The following is a 15698-nucleotide window of genomic DNA, read 5'->3' as shown; positions in this document are numbered from 1 at the left end:
AAAGGATGGGGGCATGGGATGCCTCCTGGTTTCTCGTGCGGACGCCTGGCCGCACATTCGAAAGGGTTACCGCCATGGAGGCGAAGCCGCCCAACGACGGCACGGAGCTCGACTTCTTCATCCGCAGCGCGCCATTCGCCATCATCGAATGGGATCGCGACCTGCGCGTGCGGCGTTGGTCGCAGGGCGCAGAATCCCTGTTCGGCTGGCGCGAGGATGAGGTACGAGGGCGTCGGCCCGACGAATGGGCGTTCTTCCACAAGGACGACCTCCGCAGCGCCAAGCATGCCGTCGGCGAACTGCTCGCGGGGCGGGCAGAGCGCAACGAGGCGCTGGGCCGCAACTTCGCGCGCAACGGCAACCTGGTCTATACGGAATGGCGCAACTTCATCCGGCGTGATCCGGCCGGTCGTGCGGTCTCCATCCTGTCCTACATCAACGACCTGACGCGCCAGTACCAGGCCGAACATGCCAGCGAACGCGGCAGCGGCCGCTACCAGGGCATCTTCGCCAACTGCCACGCGATCATGTTGATCCTCGATCCGCACACGGGTCGGATCGTCGATGCGAACCCGGCCGCGGAGACCTTCTACGGCTGGCCGCGGGCGAAGTTGCTGGCAATGCGTGTCGGCGACATCAACATCCTGTCCGAGCAGGAGCTTCGCATCGAGCTCGAGGCCGCACGCACCGCCCGCCGCAGCCATTTCGAGTTTCGCCACCGGCGCGCCGACGGCTCGATCCGCGACGTCGAGGTCTATAGCGGCCCCACCGAGGACCAGGGCCGCGCGCTGCTGTTCTCGATCATTCACGACGTGACCGAGCGCAAGCGCGCCGAAACCGTGATGCGCCGCTGGGAGCGCTTCTTCCGCCTGTCGCACCTGGGCATTGCGATGCACGAGGTGGCCGGCAACACCTTCATCGACGTCAACGAGGCCTACGCGGAACAGCACGGCTACACAGCCGACGAGTTGCGCGGCACACGCGTGATGGCGCTCTACCCGCCCGAGGAGCGCGCCCTGCTGCCCGCCAGGCTGGCCGAGGCTGACCGGGTCGGCAACGTCAGCTTCGAATCCGTCCACTTCCGCAAGGACGGCAGCCGGATACCCCTGTACATTGGCATGACCGCGCTGCAGGACGACAGTGGCAAGACGGTCGCGCGCTTCGTGTTCACGCTCGACATCAGCGCACGCAAGGCGGCGGAGGAGAAGCTGCGCAAGCTCTCGCGCGCGGTGGAGGAGAGCCCGGAAAGCATCGTCATCACCAACACCAACGGCGAGATCGAATACGTCAATCAGTCCTTCGTCGAGAAGACCGGCTACACGCTGGAGGAGGTACTGGGCAAGAACCCGCGCATCCTGCAGTCGGGCCTGACGCCGCCCGAGACCTACCGCGACATGTGGGCGACCCTGACCTGCTCCGAGACCTGGCGCGGCGAGTTGCACAACCGCCACCGTGACGGCCGCATCCTGCTCGAGCGCGTCACGATCACGCCGATCCACGATGACGATGACGGGCGCACCACACACTACGTCGCCGTCAAGGAAGACATCACCGAAAAGCGGCGCATGGAAGAGGAGTTGCTGCGCCACCGCGAACAGCTCGAAAGCCTGGTCGAGAGCCGCACCGCCGAACTGCAACGCGCACTCGAGGCGGCCAAGGTCGCCAGCCGTGCCAAGGACGAGTTCCTTGCCACGATGAGCCACGAGATCCGCACGCCGATGAACGGCGTGACCGGCGTCCTCGACGTACTCGCGCACCAGGGACTGTCCGCCGATCAGGCTGAACTCGTGGCCATCATGCGCGAATCGGCCTCGACCCTGCTGCGCCTGATCGACGACATCCTCGATTTTTCAAGGATCGAATCCGGGCAGCTGCAGCTCGAGATCGCGCCGGTGTCGGTTCGCGGGCTGATGGCGAACATCGAACAGAGTCTCGCGGCTCTCGCCCGGAAGACGGCCGTTCAGCTGAGCACGCACATCGGCGAGGGCATCCCGGAGATCGTGCAAACCGACGAACTGAGACTCAGGCAAGTGCTGACCAACCTGCTGAGCAACGCCATCAAGTTCTCGTCGGGTCTCGAGCGCACCGGCCGGGCCGAGCTGCGGGCAGAGGCCCCCATGCCCGGCGTGATCCGATTCATGGTCACCGACAACGGGATCGGCATCGCACCCGAGGTGTTCGAGAAGATCTTCCAGCCCTTCTCGCAGGCGGAAATGTCCACCACCCGCCGCTTCGGCGGCACCGGGCTCGGCCTGTCGATCTCCTCGCGCCTGGTGCAGCTGCTGCGGGGGCGCATCGACCTCAAGAGCATTCCCGGTCGTGGCTCACGCTTCGTCGTCACGCTGCCCACGGCAGGCACAGGCGCGGTGAGCGCTGCGACGACGCTCCCCCCTTCTTCCGGTGCCCTCCCCATGCCGGCCGCCCCCAGCGCCGACCGCGGCGAGACCGGCGCTGGCAACGCCCTGCGCGGCCACATCCTGCTCGCCGAGGACAACGCCATCAACCGTCGTGTCATCGAACGCCAGCTCGCGCTGCTGGGCCTGCAGTGCGACATGGCGGAGAACGGGCGGGAAGCCCTCGAACGCTGGCGCCAGGGCGACTACACGCTGTTGCTGACCGACCTGCACATGCCGGAGATGGATGGCTACGAGCTGACCGCTCACATCCGCCGCGAGGAGTCCTCCGGCGGCAAGCGCCTGCCGATCATCGCCGTCACCGCCAATGCCATGCGCGGCGAGGACCGGCGCTGCCTCGACGCCGGCATGGACGATTTCATCGCCAAGCCGGTCCAGCTCGAGGTGCTGCGCCGCGTACTACAACGCTGGGCACCTGCCGATTCGAAGCCGGTGATGCCGCAGGCGGCTAAGGCGACTGCGGCAGAGGTCCCTGAACCCGCGCTCGCGCTGCTCGACCCGCGCGTGCTCGCACGCCTGATCGGCGACGACGAGGCCATGATCGGGGAGTTCCTCACCGAGTACCGCAGCTCCCTGCTGGATTCGGCGCGCCAGATGCAGGCGGCCCGCGCGGCGGGCGACTGGAAGGGCGTGGGTGAGATCGCCCACCGTCTCAAGTCCGCCTCGCGCTCGGTCGGCGCCCTGCAGCTCGGTGAGCTGTGTGCCGCCCTGGAGGCTGCCGGGCGCGCCAACCGCCCTGAGGACGCAGAAAGACTCATGCAGGGCTTCGGTACCGCCGTGGATGCGGTATCGTCCGCCATCGAGGCCCGTCACGGATGAGCATGACTGCCGCGCACGCCCCGACCCCATGTCTCACCCCTCCACCGGCGATGTGGGAGGCCATCCGATGAAACCCGAAAAGACCAAGGTGCTCGTCGTCACCGACGTGCTGGCCGACGCAGCCCAGATCGGCAAACTGCTTGGCGATCACTTCGAAACGATCAACCTGTCGACCACCGAAGCCAACTTCATCGCCGATTTCGAACGTCACCAGCCCGATGTGCTGGTGCTGGCCTTTGCCAGCCTGGAACGCGCCGAACGTTACTCGCTGGGCCTCTACCGCCACAGCGCAATGGTGCATACCCTGCCGCACCGCAGCATCGTGCTGTGCGACAAGGAGAATGTGCACCGCGCCTTCGAGTTGTGCCGCAAGGAGTACTTCGACGACTACGTGATGTACTGGCCGCTGGTCTATGACACGCCGCGCCTGGCGATGTCGATCATCCTCGCGGCACGCTCGCTCGAGGCACAGCGCAACAGCACCCCCACACGCGCTGTCGCGGCCCATGTGCGCTCGGTCAACGAGCTCGAGGCGGTGCTCGACAAGAGCATCGAAACCGGCAAGCAGCGCAGCGAGGTGCTCAGGCAGGCAATCCACGAGGTCGGCGAGACGCCAGTACTCAATCCCGGAACGGCGTCAGGAGCAGCGACGGGAACCCCTGACGCCCCGCTGAGCTTCGACCTCGACACGGCCGGCGTGCCCGAGGGTGCGATCGACCGGACGCACCTGTTCCAGGCGGCCGCCAAGCAGATCCGCGACACCGTGAAGCTGCGCGTGGACGAGGCCGAGCGCAAGGTCACGCCACTGGCGGACTGGATCGGCGGCATCAAGCAGGAGGTGAAACCGCAACTGGACGCCGCACGCCAGCTCGGCGCACTCACAGGCGTCACCATGCCGCTGATCCTCGTGGTCGATGACGACACCTTCCAGTGCAAGCTGCTCGAACGCATGCTGGGCAGCGAGAAGTACCGCACGGTGTTCGCGCACACAGGCGCCGAGGCGCTCGCAGTGCTGGGCCGCCAGCACCCCGACCTGGTGCTGATGGACGTGGCGCTGCCGGACTTCAACGGTGTCGAGATCACCCGGCGCATGAAGGCCAGCCCGCGCCTGGCGAATATCCCGATCGTGATGATCACCGGCCACAGCGAGCGCCAGGTGCTGGAGGCGAGCCTGAAGGCCGGTGCGGTCGACTTCCTGGTCAAGCCCTTCGACCGCGACGCCCTGTTCGGTAAGCTGACGCGGCACATTCCGCGCTGAAGGCGCGACCTGAAGCAAGGTGGCGCGCACATCGCGCACGCATGCGCCGCAGATGGGGAAAATCGCACGGTGTCGATGTGCAAATCGGTGCCGCAATGCACCAAAAACACTACAATCGCGACGACAGCAATAATTAATCATTTCATTGTTCTCCCTTCGCGCGGAGAGCAATCCGGGAGCAGCGGCAACGATGATTACCCAGGTGGAAATCTTCCCGTGGGATGCCAACTTCGAGACGGGCATCACCGTCATCGACGAACAGCACAAGACGCTCGTCAGCCTGCTGAACACGCTGGTCAGCCACCTCGCATTCCAGTCCGACGCACCGACGCTGAATGCAGTGTTCGACCAGTTGCGCGACTACACGGTGGTGCACTTCACGACCGAGGAGGCCATCTGGGGGCAATACCTGACGGATGACCCGTGGACCGCCCGCCACCACACCACGCACACCAGCTTCGTCGACGAAGTCCTGCGCCTGAAGGCGGAGGAAGAGAGCAAGCCCTTCGAGACCGTCATCGAGAACATCGTCACCTTCCTGACACGCTGGCTCGCGCTGCACATCCTTGAATCCGACAAGCGCATGGCGCTCGTGGTGCGCGGACTGGAGGAAGGGCTGTCCGTCGAGGCCTCCAAGAAGCGGGCCGACGAGGGCATGTCCGGTTCGATGCGTGTGCTGATCGAGACCGTGATGTCGATGTACGACAAGCTCGCCAGCCGCACCGTGCTGATGACGCGCGAGATCAACCTGCGGCGCAAGGCCGAGGAGGAGCTGCAGCAGGCACACGCCGAGCTGGTGAAGGCGAAGGAAGCAGCCGAAGGCGTCAGCGAGGCGAAGTCGGCCTTCCTCGCCAACATGAGCCATGAGATCCGCACGCCGATGAGCGCCATCCTCGGCATGGTCAACCTGATGAAGGAGGACGCGCTCCCGCCGGTCCAGGCCGAGCGCCTGCAGCACATCGAGGATGCGGGCCGGCATCTGCTGTCGGTCATCAACGGCATTCTCGACCTGTCGAAGATCGAGGCGGGCAAGTTCCAGCTCGAAGAGTCCGCGCTCGACCTGCGCCACCTGGTCAACGAGGCCGCAAGTATGCTCAGCCACGAGGTCGAGGCCAAGGGGCTGGCAATGAATGTCGAGATCGACCTTCCGTCCAAATCGATGGTCGGCGACGCCACGCGCGTGCGTCAGGCGCTGATCAACTACCTCGTCAACGCGGTGAAGTTCACCGAGCGTGGCAGCATCACCCTGCGCTGCCGCCAGCTCGAGAACCGCGAGAACGACGCCCTGATCCGCTTCGAGGTCGAGGACACCGGCCCCGGCATTTCAGCGTCCGACCTGGGGCGCCTGTTCGAAGCCTTCGAACAGGGCGACAGCAGCACCGCCCGCAAGCACGGCGGCACGGGACTGGGCCTGACGATCACCTCGCGCCTCGCGGCACTTATGGGCGGGCAGGCCGGCGCGGAAAGCGAACTGGGACGTGGCAGCTGCTTCTGGTTTACCGCACGCCTGAAGAAAAGCCCGCAGACCGTGGCTGCACCGAGCGCGGCCGACGTCGGCCGCCTGCGCGATGAACTCGCGGCGCGCCACGCCGGCGTGCGCGTGCTGCTTGCCGAGGACGACTCGATCAACCGCGCCATCGGCCAGATCCTGCTGTCGCGCGGCGGCCTCACCCCGGTGTGCGCAGTGAACGGCGTCGAGGCCGTCGATGCGGTGAAGAAACAGCCCCCCGCACTCGTGCTGATGGATATGCAGATGCCGCTGCTGGACGGGATCGACGCCACGCGCCAGATCCGCGCCCTGCCCGGTGGCGCTTCACTGCCGATCATCGCCCTGACCGCGAACGCCTTCTCCGAAGACCGCGACCGCTGCCTGCAGGCCGGTATGGACGACTTCATCAGCAAGCCGATCGCGCCGGAATTCCTCTACGAGAAGCTGCTGTACTGGTTGGCGCATCCGCGGCCCGGCACAGCGGGCAATGATGCTGACACGTCCGCGCCGCAAGCGTAGATTCCCCTACCTGATGTAGGCTTATCGTGACATACGCCACACTGCCGCGGATTCCCGGCCCCTGTACGTGACCTGTCGCACTGGCTGCCAACTCCGCATGCCGTTAGACTGCCGGAAACCGCAACAACGCCCCAAAATGGGCACTCGCACATGATCGCACTCAACCTCGACCACGCCGGCACCGGAAAGGCTCCCCGCCTGCTGGGCTTCCGTCATGTTGGCGGGCTGGTCGTGTTCTGTGCCCTGCTCCACTTCACCGCGCGCTACAACTACCTGCTGTTCCACACGCTGGTCGAGACGATCCGCATCGTCGTGCTCGGCAGCATCTTCGTGCTGGCCTGGAACTCGCGCCGCTGGGTAAGCGACGGCTTCCTGCTGATCGTCGGCATCGGTTCGATCTGCGTCGCTGCCCTCGAGATCCTGCACACGCTGTCGTTCAAGGGGCTCAACCTGTTCCCCGGCTACGACGCCAACCTGCCCACCCAGCTCTGGATCGCCTTCCGCTACCTCGAGGGCGCCGCCTTCCTGGCTGCGCTTTACAACATCGGACGCCCGGTTCGCGCCGACCTGCTGCTGACTGGCGGAAGCCTGCTCACACTTGTCCTCGGCGTCCTGATCTTCAGCGGCAACTTTCCCGACTGCTACATCGAAGGAAGCGGCCTGACGCCGTTCAAGATCGTCAGCGAGTTCGTGCTGATCGGCATCTTCAGCGCGTGCGCGGGCGCCATCTATGTCCAGCGCCACCACTTCGCCCCCAGCGTCGCCCGGCTGCTGATCGCGGCGATGCTGACCGCTGCGCTGGCCGACTTCGCCTTCACCAGCTACGCGGGCGTGTTCGACGCCGCCAACGAGTTCGGCCACTACCTGCTCTTCATCTCGAGTTTCCTGCTCTACCGCGCGGTGCTGGTCGCCGGCATCGCCAGCCCCTTCGACCTGCTGTTCCGCAGCCTCAAGCAGAAGGAGAGCGAACTCGAGGCCAAGGTGGCCGAGCGCACCGCTGCCCTGCGCAAGAGCCAGGCGCTGAACCGGGCGGTGGTCGAGAATTCGCCCGCAGTCATCTACCTCACCGACATCGATCGCCGGTACACGCTTGCGAATGCCGCGTTCGAACGCCTGATCGGCAAGCCGCGCAAGGAGATACTGGGTCGTACCGCGTTCGACCTGTTCCCGCAGAACGTGGCCTTCCGGCTCGACCGCCGCAATCACAACGTCATTGCGACCAATCAGCCCCTGCTCGAGACCGAGGAGATCCGTACCCACCTCGACAGCGACACTCGTCTGTTCAAGTCCGTCCATTTCCCGCTGCTGGACGAACATGGCCAGGTCGTGGGCATGGGCGGCATAGCGACCGACATCACCGACAGCCAGATCGCCGAAGAACGCTACGGCGCCATCATCCGCAGCTCGATGGACGCCTTCATGATGGTCGACGAGAGCGCCAACCTGCTCGAGGTGAACGACGCTGCCTGTGAACTCAGCGGCTACTCGCGCGGGCAGTTGTCGCAGATGAGCGTGGCCGACCTCGACGCCGCGGTGGACAAGGACACGCTGATGGCGGTGATGCGCCGCATCGCCCGCGAGGGCTCGTCCCGCTTCGACAGCCGCTGGCGGCGCAAGGACGGCGAACTGCGCGACGTCGAAGTCAGCGTGCAGTACCTGCTGCACGGCGGTGCGCCGCGCTACTACTGCTTCGTGCGCGACATCAGCGGACGCAAGGCAGCCGCGGCGCGCATCGAATACCTTGCCCACCACGACCTGCTGACTGCGCTGCCAAACAAGCTGCTGTTCCAGCAGCAATGCCGCGAGGCCCTGCTGGCTGCCGAACGCGACGGGCGCAACCGCGCACTGGTGTACCTGGATCTCGACGACTTCAAGGCGATCAACGACACGCTCGGTCACGCGGTGGGCGATGAGCTGCTGCGCGAACTCGCCGCGCGCGTGCGCACCCTGATCGGCGAGCACGACCTCGCCTGCCGCGTCGGCGGCGACGAGTTCCTCATGCTGGTCGGAGACGCCAACGACCAGCAGCGGCTCGCCGCCTTCGCCGAGCGCACACTGGCCGCCCTTGCCGAGCCGGTACAGCTCGACAGCACCGTACAGACCTGCACCGCGTCCATCGGCATCGCCCGCTTCCCCGAAGATGGCGCCGACTTCGACACCCTGTACCGCAAGGCCGACACGGCCATGTCGCAAGCCAAGGCCGCGGGCCGCAACATCTTCCGCTTCTTCGACGAGGCGATGCATGCACAGCTCGTCGAACGCCGGCATCTGCTCGCCCTGCTGCGTGGCGCACTCGAACGCGACGAACTGCGGCTGCACTACCAGCCCCAGATCGATCTCCACACCGGCACAGTCATCGGCGCGGAAGCGCTGATCCGCTGGCAGCACCCCGAACTCGGCATGGTGTCACCTGCGCGCTTCATCCCGATCGCAGAGGAAAGCGGCCTGATCGTGCCGATCGGCACCTGGGTCATGCGCGAGGCCTGTCGGCAGGCCAAGGCCTGGCAGGACGCCGGGCTGCCGCACTTCGTTGTCGCGGTGAACCTGTCAGCCGTGCAGTTCCGCCGGCCCGACTTCTGCCAGACGGTAGCCAATACGCTCGCGGATACCGGTCTGCCGCCCGGCTGCCTGGAACTGGAACTGACCGAGTCGCTGCTGATCAACGACGCCGACGGCGTGCTCGAAACCGTACGCCAGCTGAAGGCGCTCGGCCTGCAACTGTCGATCGACGACTTCGGCACCGGCTACTCCAGCCTCGCCTACCTGAAACGCTTCGACGTCGACAAGCTGAAGATCGACCAGTCCTTCGTGCGCGACATGGATCGCGACGCCGACAGCGCCGCCCTCGTCCTCGCCATCGTTCAGATGGCGCACAGCCTCGGGCTCAAGACCATCGCCGAAGGCGTCGAGCACGATCACCTCGCCGCCGTGCTACGCGGCCTGAACTGCGACGAGGCCCAGGGCTACCACTTCGCGCGGCCGATGCCCGCAGCGGACATCGAAGGCTGGCTGCGCAGCGCCGTCGCCACGCGCATGGGTCGCTAACCCAGCGTAGCCGTCGCCAGCTTGGCACCAAAACCGATGAATACGCCGCCCACGCCGGCCGTGGCGCCCGCCGCTGCGCGACGGTGGCGGCGGAACTGGGCAGCAAGCCGGGCGCCGGCGAAGATCAGCACCGACAGGTAGAGCAGGCTGCAGACCTGCACGATGACGCCGAGGATCAGGAAGGACAGGCCCGGGTGCGCGTAGGCCGGATCGACGAACTGGATGAAGAAGGACACGAAGAACAGGATGGCCTTCGGGTTCATCAGGCTGATGATCAGCGCGGTGCGGAAAGGGTGTGGCGTACCGCGCACAACGGGATAGTCGGCCGCGGAAGCCGTCGTGTCATCGCCCCGCTTGCGCCATCCTGCCACGCCCGCGCGCAGCAGGCTGAAGCCCACCCAGGCCAGATAGGCCGCACCCGCATACTTGATCGCCATGAACAGCTCGGGCGTCGCGCGCAGCAGCGAGGCCATGCCGGTGACGGCCAGCAGCATCAGGATGGTGTCGCCGACAAAGATGCCCGCCGCACCACGGTAGCCGGCCGTCACGCCCCAGCGTGACGCCGTCGCCATCACGTACAGCGAATTCGGGCCGGGCAGCAGCACGATGAAGATCGTGCCGAGGACGAAGGTCGCGAGGTCGGTGATGCCGTAGAACATGGGATTTTCCCTTCGATCGAATCGAGGCGCTACTTTGCCATGCAGGCCGCTGGCATTCCAGCGCAGCACGGACGCGAGGCACCCGGCGGCCCAATCAAGGCGTCACCTTCCTTTCAAGGCCGTCGTGCCACGAACTCCAGCGGCGCGTCCACGCTGTGGCTACGATGTATCGTCAGGCGCACACGCAGTGCCTCGTCCTCGGGCCACAATTCATAGCGCTGCTCCAGCTCGCGCGGGGAATCGTTGCCCGAAACGGTCTCGGCGCGGGTGGCGAAGCGCAGTCGACCACCCCGCCATTCGAGCTGCTCGATTTCGCGCGGAACACCGAGGAAGCTCGCCGTGCCCTCAAGCACACCGTCGCGTATCACGAGCTCGAAACGCTCCTGCACGCTCAGGTTCCACGGATAGGCAACGTCCGCCTGCCACTCGCCCTGCAAGGCCTCCGGCCCGGGCGCTGTGTCGTACCACGCGAGCCAGGCGGCCAGAGCAAGACAAGCCGCGAAAGCACCCAGAATGGCGCCCCACCACCGTCGGCGCGGCGCCGGCGGGGCGGCAAGCCACTGCGCCAGCACGTCCTGCAGGCGCTGCAGGTCGGTCGCCCATGAGGCGTCGTTGAGCGACAGGGCATGACGGTTGGCCAGGCCACGGATCGATATGGGCAAGACCTCGGCCGACGGCATCGCCGCCCCGCCCACCAGCACCGGCACCACCGGCTTGCCCGATGCGAGCGCGTGCTCGACCTCGCGCCGTACGTAGTCATCATCGCGATCCAGGCGACGCTGCCCCCCGGCCGACGCAGTGAGCCAGTGCGGGCCGATGATCACCAGCACCGCGTGCACCTGCTGCAAGCCACGCTCGATCACCGCCTCGAAGTCCGCGCCGGGCGGGATGTCGTCGACGTCGCGGAACACGCTGCCCGCACCCAGACGCTGCTCGAGCGCATCGGTCAGCCGGCCGGCAAACCCTGCGCTGTCCTCACGGCGGTACGAGATGAAAAGGCTCGGCATTGGCGGCGCCCTTGGCGGAATCCCTGGTTCATTCAAGCACGCTGCAGGCGCGCTCGCCATGCGGATGCGGCGGCTGGCGTGCAGCCTGGGCCGCACAATCCAGTACCATGTGGCCGCCCTTCCCCTCCCCTGACTGCCAGCGAGAACACATGAAGCCATGGATCGAAGATCTCGCCGCCCGCATCGAAAGCGACCGGCCGGCCGTGCTGGTGACGGTGGCGGCTGCCCGCGGCTCGACCCCGCGCGCACCCGGCGCCCACATGGTCGTCGGGCCGCAGGACAGCACGGGCAGCATCGGTGGCGGGCAGCTGGAGCTGCGCGCGATCGAGCTGGCGCGCGCGATGATCGCCGACGCCGCGGTCCGCCCCTGTGTGCGCCGCTTCCCGCTCGGCGCCAGTGTGGGCCAGTGCTGCGGCGGGGTCATGGAACTGGCGTTCGAGCCCATCGGTGCCGATGCGGGTGAATGGGTGAATGCGGCCCTGGCGCATGCGAAGGCGGGCCGCCCGTGGGCTCGAATCGTCGCCATTGGGGCGACGCCCGCCCGGACCCGGGTGTTCGATACCCAGCTGCACACCCTGCATGCGCACGACGGCTACGGCGAGGACGGCGTGCGCGTGCTCGCAGAGCGCGCCGCCAACCTGCTGGCCGGGCACGCCGATGGCGCACTGCTCGCCAACACGCGCCCCGGCGGCGATGCGGACTGGCTGGTCGACGCCAGCGTACCGCCCGAGCTGCATGTCGTGCTGTTCGGCGCGGGTCACGTGGGCTGCGCCGTGGCGAGGGTGCTGGCACGCCTGCCGCTGCGCCTGACCTGGATCGACACCCGCGAAGGCGCCTTTCCGGCCGACTCCACGACCGAACGCACGTCCTGCACAGACTGCCGCAGCACCGACACGCCGCTCGCAGAGGTGACCGACGCGCCAGCGGGCGCCGTATTCCTGGTGATGACGCACAGCCATGCGCTCGACTTCGACCTGGTGCGCGCCATTCTCGACCGCGGCGATGCCCGCTTCTGCGGCATGATCGGCTCGCACGCCAAGCACGAGAACTTTGCCCAGCGGCTACGGGCGCGCGGCTGCAGCGAAGCCGCCATTGCCCGCCTGCACTGTCCGATCGGCGCACCCGGCATCATCGGCAAGGAACCCGAAGTGATCGCCATTGCGGTTGCGGCCGAGCTGCTGCAACTGCGTGGCACCCGCTTCGACGCCCGCCCCGCGCAACGCCGGACGGAAGCTGCGCCGCCCCCCAGAAGCCCTGAACCTCCGCACCCATGACCCTGCCTGCCCCCCTGCCCCTGCACGCCGTCCGCGGCGAGATCCTGCACTTCCTGTCCGACCCGGCCATTCACGGCGAGGCGGCGATCGAGCACTTCGCCGACGGCATCCTGGCGATCCGCGACGGCCGTGTTGCCGAACTCGGGCCGGCCGAGGACATGCTGGCCAAGCTGCCGTCCGACGTCGTGCTCGACGACTATCGCGGCAAGCTGATCCTGCCCGGCTTCGTGGACACCCACATCCATTACGCACAGACCGACATCATCGCCAGCTACGGCGAGCAGTTGCTGGCCTGGCTGGAGCGCTACACCTTCCCCGCCGAAGCGCGCTTCGCCGACCCGGCCCACGCGGCGGCCGTGGCCAGCTTCTTCTGCGACGAACTGCTGCGCAACGGCACAACCACAGCGATGGCCTTCGCCACCGTACATGCCGCCTCGGCCGACGCCCTGTTCGAGGCGGCACGGCAGCGGCGCATGCGGCTGATCACCGGGAAGGTGCTGATGGACCGCAACTGCCCGGATTTCCTGCGCGACACGGCCGATACGGGCGATGCCGAATCACGCGCCCTGGTCGAGCGCTGGCACGGCCGCGACCGCCTGCTGTACGCGGTGACGCCGCGCTTCGCCGCCACCTCCTCGCCCGGGCAGATGGCGCGCGCCGGGCGCTTGTTCGCCGATCATCCCGGGCTCTACCTGCAGTCGCACGTCGCCGAGAACCGTGGCGAGGTCGAGTGGATCGCCCGCCTCTACCCCGAGGCGCGCAGCTATCTCGACGTCTATGACGGCTTCGGCCAGCTCGGCCCGCGCAGCGTCTACGCGCACTGCATCTGGCTCGACGACACCGACCGTGCGCGCATGGCCGCGACCGGCACCGCAATGAGCTTCTGCCCGACGTCCAATCTCTTCCTCGGCTCCGGCCTGTTCGACCTGGCGAGCGCGCGTGCGCAGGGCATCCGCGTCGGTATCGGCACCGACGTCGGCGCCGGGACCAGCTTCTCGATGCTGCAGACGCTGAATGAGGCGTACAAGGTCCTGCAGCTCAACGGCCAGCGTCTCTCCGCCGAGAGCGCCTTCCACCTTGCAACGCTGGGCGGCGCCGAGAGCCTCTACCTGGAGGACCGGATCGGCAACTTCCTGCCCGGCAAGGAGGCCGACCTTGTCGTGCTCGACCCGCAGGCCACGCCGCTGCTGGCGCGCCGCACCGCTGCCTGCCCGACGCTGGACGAGCGCCTGTTCGTGCTGATGATGCTGGGTGACGACCGCGCTGTTGCCGCCACCCACGTTCTGGGCGTGCCGGCCTGGCGTCGCTAGCGCGGGCGGCGCCGCGCCTGCCAGGCCGTCCACGCGCTGGTGAGCGCCAGCGCGCCGCCAATCAGCAGCATGCCGGCGAACTCGGCCGTCGAAGGTCGTTCGCCAAGTTCGATCCAGCCCGCCAGCACGCCGATCATCGGGATGCCAAGCGCGGACAGCCCTGCCATGCCGGCCGACAGGTTGTTGAGGATGAAGAGCCACAGCAGCCACGCGAGGCCGGTGGCGAACACCGCGTTGAACACGACCGCGCCAAAGAAGTAAGGCGTCGGATCGATCGGCCGCGACGGATGCAGGACAGCGACCACGCACACGGCCAACGCGCCGAACAGCATCTGCCACGCCGTGAGCGCCAGCAGATCGTATTGGTGGTCGCGCCGCATGCGCTTGGCCTGCACCGCGGACGCCGCCCAGACGAGGCCGGCGCCGATCGCGAGCAGGTTGCTGAACAGGCTGCCGCGCAGGGCCCAGGGCTCGAGGATCAGCACCAGGCCGCAGGCGGCGATCGCCACCGCCAGCCACTGCAGGCCGCGCACGCGCTCGCCCAGCACCCACCAGGCAATCGGGATGGTCCAGAACGGCATGGTGTAGACCAGCACCGCGGTCTTGCCCGCGCCGCCGGCCACCAGCGCCCACTGGATCAGGATGGTGAAGGCGCCGGTCTGCAGCATGCCCAGCAGCAGCACCTGCGGCACGGCCGCGATCTTCAAGGGCTTGCGCAGCAGCGCCAGCACGACGAACAGCGTCGCCGCCCCAAGCAGGGTGCGGATCGCGGTGAAATCGAAGGGATCGACGTACTGCATGACCTGCTTCATCACCACCCAGTTGTAGCCCCAGATCAGGGACAGCACGACAAGGGCGAGGATGGCGATCGGGGCGGGGCGGGAGGTATTCATTGTTATGGCTGGACGGACGACGGGCGGGGGACCTGCGGCGGCCGCGCGCAGGATCGGCACCGGTCCGGACTGCACTGTGGGGGCTGCATAGTCTAGCGCGCTTTGCGCACCGCACCGGGCGGCGCCGGACACGGAGGCCACCTTCGCGACCGCCGGTCGCGTTTATCATTGGCCCCCTAGCCGGAGACCGACCCGATGCCGAAGTTCGACGCCAACCTCAGCCTGCTGTTTACCGAACTGCCCTTTCTCGACCGCTTCGAGGCCGCGGCCGATTCGGGCTTTGCCGGCGTGGAGTTCCAGTTCCCGTACGCCTTCGACCGCCACGCGATCGCCGAACGCCTGGAACGCCACGACCTGGTGCCGGTGCTGCACAACCTGCCGGCGGGCAACTGGGAGGCCGGCGAGCGCGGCATCGCCTGCCATCCTGACCGCATCGGCGAATTCCAGGACGGCGTCGGGCGCGCCATCGAATACGCCACCACCTTCGGCTGCAGACAGCTCAACTGCCTCGCCGGCATCGCTCCAGCCGGCGCGGAAGCCGACACCGTGCGCGAAACCTTCGTCGCCAATCTGCGCTTCGCCGCCGCCCGGCTCAAGGACGCCGGCATCCGCCTGCTCGTCGAGCCGATCAACACCTTCGACATCCCGGGCTTCCAGCTCAATCGCACTGCGCAGGCCCTCGCGTTGCTCGACGAGGTCGGTTCGGACAACCTCTTCATCCAGTACGACGTCTATCACATGCAGCGCATGGAGGGCGAGCTGGCCAACACCCTCGAACGCCAGCTCCCCCGCATCGCCCACATCCAGATCGCCGACACGCCCGGCCGCCACGAGCCGGGCAGCGGAGAGATCAACTACGCCTGGCTGTTCCACCACATCGACCGCATCGGCTACACCGGCTGGATCGGCTGCGAGTACCTGCCCGCGGCGGGGACGCACGCGGGGCTGGGCTGGATGAAGGCGCTGGCCGGCTGAGCGTCCGTCGCTTCGCACCGGGGGACGCCGGAAGGC

At 67.3% G+C, this 15698-nt stretch carries 10 protein-coding genes; 7 read left to right on the top strand and 3 right to left on the bottom strand.

Annotated elements, in window-relative coordinates; genetic code table 11:
• Positions 1 to 74: 74 nt before the first annotated feature.
• The 4 genes from CGK74_RS10840 (at position 75) to CGK74_RS10825 (ending at position 9544) form a co-directional block, all read left to right on the top strand.
• Positions 75 to 3233 carry a PAS domain-containing hybrid sensor histidine kinase/response regulator gene (locus CGK74_RS10840; RefSeq protein WP_094268503.1) on the top strand — a complete coding sequence of 1053 codons (3159 nt, stop codon included), beginning with the start codon at positions 75 to 77 and terminating at the stop codon, positions 3231 to 3233.
• Between the two features lie 67 nt (positions 3234 to 3300).
• On the top strand, positions 3301 to 4491 hold the full coding sequence (locus CGK74_RS10835) for a response regulator (RefSeq protein WP_094268502.1): 1191 nt from the start codon (positions 3301 to 3303) through the stop codon (positions 4489 to 4491).
• A gap of 190 nt (positions 4492 to 4681) precedes the next feature.
• Positions 4682 to 6499 carry a bacteriohemerythrin gene (locus tag CGK74_RS10830; RefSeq protein ID WP_094268501.1) on the top strand — a complete coding sequence of 606 codons (1818 nt, stop codon included), beginning with the start codon at positions 4682 to 4684 and terminating at the stop codon, positions 6497 to 6499.
• A gap of 150 nt (positions 6500 to 6649) precedes the next feature.
• A complete protein-coding gene (locus tag CGK74_RS10825; RefSeq protein WP_094268500.1) occupies positions 6650 to 9544 on the top strand; it encodes a bifunctional diguanylate cyclase/phosphodiesterase in 2895 nt (964 codons plus the stop codon).
• On the opposite strand, the gene leuE is transcribed toward CGK74_RS10825, so the two are convergent.
• Both leuE and CGK74_RS10815 read right to left on the bottom strand, forming a co-directional pair.
• The gene (leuE, locus tag CGK74_RS10820) at positions 9541 to 10203 is read right to left on the bottom strand and encodes a leucine efflux protein LeuE (RefSeq protein ID WP_094268499.1); all 663 of its coding nucleotides are present in this window, start codon (positions 10201 to 10203) and stop codon (positions 9541 to 9543) included. The two genes, CGK74_RS10825 and leuE, sit on opposite strands and share 4 nt — an antisense overlap.
• A 113-nt stretch (positions 10204 to 10316) precedes the next feature.
• Positions 10317 to 11210, bottom strand: a complete 894-nt coding sequence (locus tag CGK74_RS10815; protein ID WP_094268498.1) for a toll/interleukin-1 receptor domain-containing protein — start codon at positions 11208 to 11210, stop codon at positions 10317 to 10319.
• Between the two features lie 149 nt (positions 11211 to 11359).
• On the opposite strand from CGK74_RS10815, the gene xdhC reads away from it, so the two are divergent.
• A complete protein-coding gene (gene xdhC, locus CGK74_RS10810; RefSeq protein WP_094268497.1) occupies positions 11360 to 12484 on the top strand; it encodes a xanthine dehydrogenase accessory protein XdhC in 1125 nt (374 codons plus the stop codon).
• Positions 12481 to 13794 (top strand): guanine deaminase, encoded by a 1314-nt coding sequence (guaD, locus tag CGK74_RS10805; protein WP_094268496.1) that lies wholly within the window; start codon positions 12481 to 12483, stop codon positions 13792 to 13794. Before xdhC ends, guaD begins: the two co-directional genes overlap by 4 nt.
• Here the strand turns inward: guaD and CGK74_RS10800 are convergent.
• Complete coding sequence (locus CGK74_RS10800; protein ID WP_165770074.1) at positions 13791 to 14687, bottom strand: DMT family transporter; 897 nt, start codon at positions 14685 to 14687, stop codon at positions 13791 to 13793. The two genes, guaD and CGK74_RS10800, sit on opposite strands and share 4 nt — an antisense overlap.
• Positions 14688 to 14882: 195 nt before the next feature.
• On the opposite strand from CGK74_RS10800, the gene hyi reads away from it, so the two are divergent.
• Positions 14883 to 15662 (top strand): hydroxypyruvate isomerase, encoded by a 780-nt coding sequence (gene hyi, locus CGK74_RS10795; RefSeq protein WP_094268495.1) that lies wholly within the window; start codon positions 14883 to 14885, stop codon positions 15660 to 15662.
• Positions 15663 to 15698 lie beyond the last annotated feature (36 nt).

The organism is Thauera propionica (assembly GCF_002245655.1).
In the GTDB taxonomy this organism is placed as follows: Bacteria; Pseudomonadota; Gammaproteobacteria; order Burkholderiales; family Rhodocyclaceae; genus Thauera; species Thauera propionica.
Note: the sequence above shows the minus strand (reverse complement) of the source record. Positions and strands in the feature narration are given on the sequence as shown.